This is a genomic window from Mesorhizobium sp. M7A.F.Ca.CA.002.09.1.1 (genome assembly GCF_003998555.1).
Lineage (GTDB): Bacteria > Pseudomonadota > Alphaproteobacteria > Rhizobiales > Rhizobiaceae > Mesorhizobium > Mesorhizobium ciceri.
Window position 1 is genome coordinate 1 of sequence record NZ_RZRR01001104.1, and the last position, 1,552, is coordinate 1,552.

General features: G+C 65.1%; 2 protein-coding genes. Both read left to right on the forward strand.

Annotated elements, in window-relative coordinates:
• Positions 1-536, forward strand: a 536-nt coding sequence (locus EN994_RS30680) for a cyanophycin synthetase (protein ID WP_281060216.1), incomplete at its 5' end; no start/stop codon positions are given.
• Positions 533-1,552: Mur ligase family protein (locus EN994_RS30685; protein WP_127308110.1), on the forward strand; the 1,020-nt coding region annotated here is incomplete at its 3' end. The genes EN994_RS30680 and EN994_RS30685, both read left to right, overlap by 4 nt.

The window sequence follows — 1,552 nt, forward strand, 5'->3', positions numbered from 1 at the left end:
GTCTTGCCATTTCCACGGGAACACCTGTCGCCAAGGCCCTGATAGCGTTGGAGAAACTGAAGGGCGCGCCGGGCCGGCTCGACCTCGTCGGCACCACCGGCAATGGCGCGCCGGTCTATGTCGACTATGCCCACAAGCCGGACGCGCTGGAAAACGTGCTGGCTTCGGTACGGCCGTTCACCACCGGTCGTGTCATCGTCGTGTTCGGCTGCGGCGGCGACCGCGACCGGGGAAAAAGGCCGATCATGGGCGAAATCGCGACGCGGCTTGCCGATGTCGTCATCGTCACCGACGACAATCCGCGCTCCGAAGTGCCGGAAACGATCCGTGCCGCTATTTTGGCCGCTGCTCCAGGTGCCATCGAGATCGGCGACCGGCGCCAGGCGATCCACGAAGCGGTCGCCATGCTGCATGCCGGCGACACGCTGATCGTGGCCGGTAAGGGCCACGAGGAAGGCCAGACGATCGGCTCCGAGACCTTGCATTTCTCCGATCATGAGGAAGTCCGCGCGGCACTCACGGAGCGCGCAGCATGAGCTTGCTGTGGACCTCCGAAGCGCTGGTTGCCGCCATGGACGGGCGGCCGCTCGGGCCGATGCCGGAGGGGATTTCAGGCATTTCGATCGACAGCCGCAGCCTGCAGCCGGGCGACGCCTTCTTCGCCATCAAGGGCGAGGCGATGGACGGCCATGACTTCGCAACCGCCGCCATCAAGGCTGGCGCTGGCGTGCTGGTGGTGGCCGAAGGCAAGCTGCCGTCGCTCGGCCGGTTGACAGCGCCGATCATCGTCGTCGAGGACGTGCTGGTCGCGCTGGAAAAGCTTGGAGTTGCATCGCGCGCCCGCTCGAGCGCGAAAATCATCGCTGTGACCGGTTCGGCCGGCAAGACCACCACCAAGGAAGCGCTGCGCCATGTGCTGCAAGCCGTAGGCAAGGTGCATGCCTCGGCGCAGTCCTTCAACAATCACTGGGGCGTGCCGCTGACCTTGGCGCGGATGCCTGATGATTGCGACTATGCCGTGTTCGAGATCGGCATGAACCATCCCGACGAGATCCGTCCGCTGGTCAAGATGGTGAGGCCGCATGTCGCCATCGTCACCATGATCGCGGCGGCGCATCTCGGCTTTTTCCGTAATCTGGACGAGATCGCCAAGGCCAAGGCCGAGATTTTCGAGGGGTTGGAGCCCGAGGGGGCCGCCGTCCTCAACCGCGACGATGCCCGATTCAAGCTGCTCGACAAGATGGCCCATGCCGCCGGTGTCGAGCACGTCTACGGCTTCGGCGAGAATGCGCGCTCTACCTTCAAGCTCACCAAATGCGAACTGCATGCCGATCATTCCGACATCACCGCCAGGATCGGCGGCCACGAAGTGACGGCGCGGATCGGCGCGCCCGGTCGCCATATGGTGCAGAACGTGCTGGCGGTGCTGGGTGCGGCGCATCTGGTCGGCGCCGATCTCGACAAGGTTGCTTCAGCACTGGCCGATCTCTCCGCCGAGCGCGGGCGCGGCAAGCGCCATGTGCTGCGCCATCCCGGTGGTTCGACTTCGAGC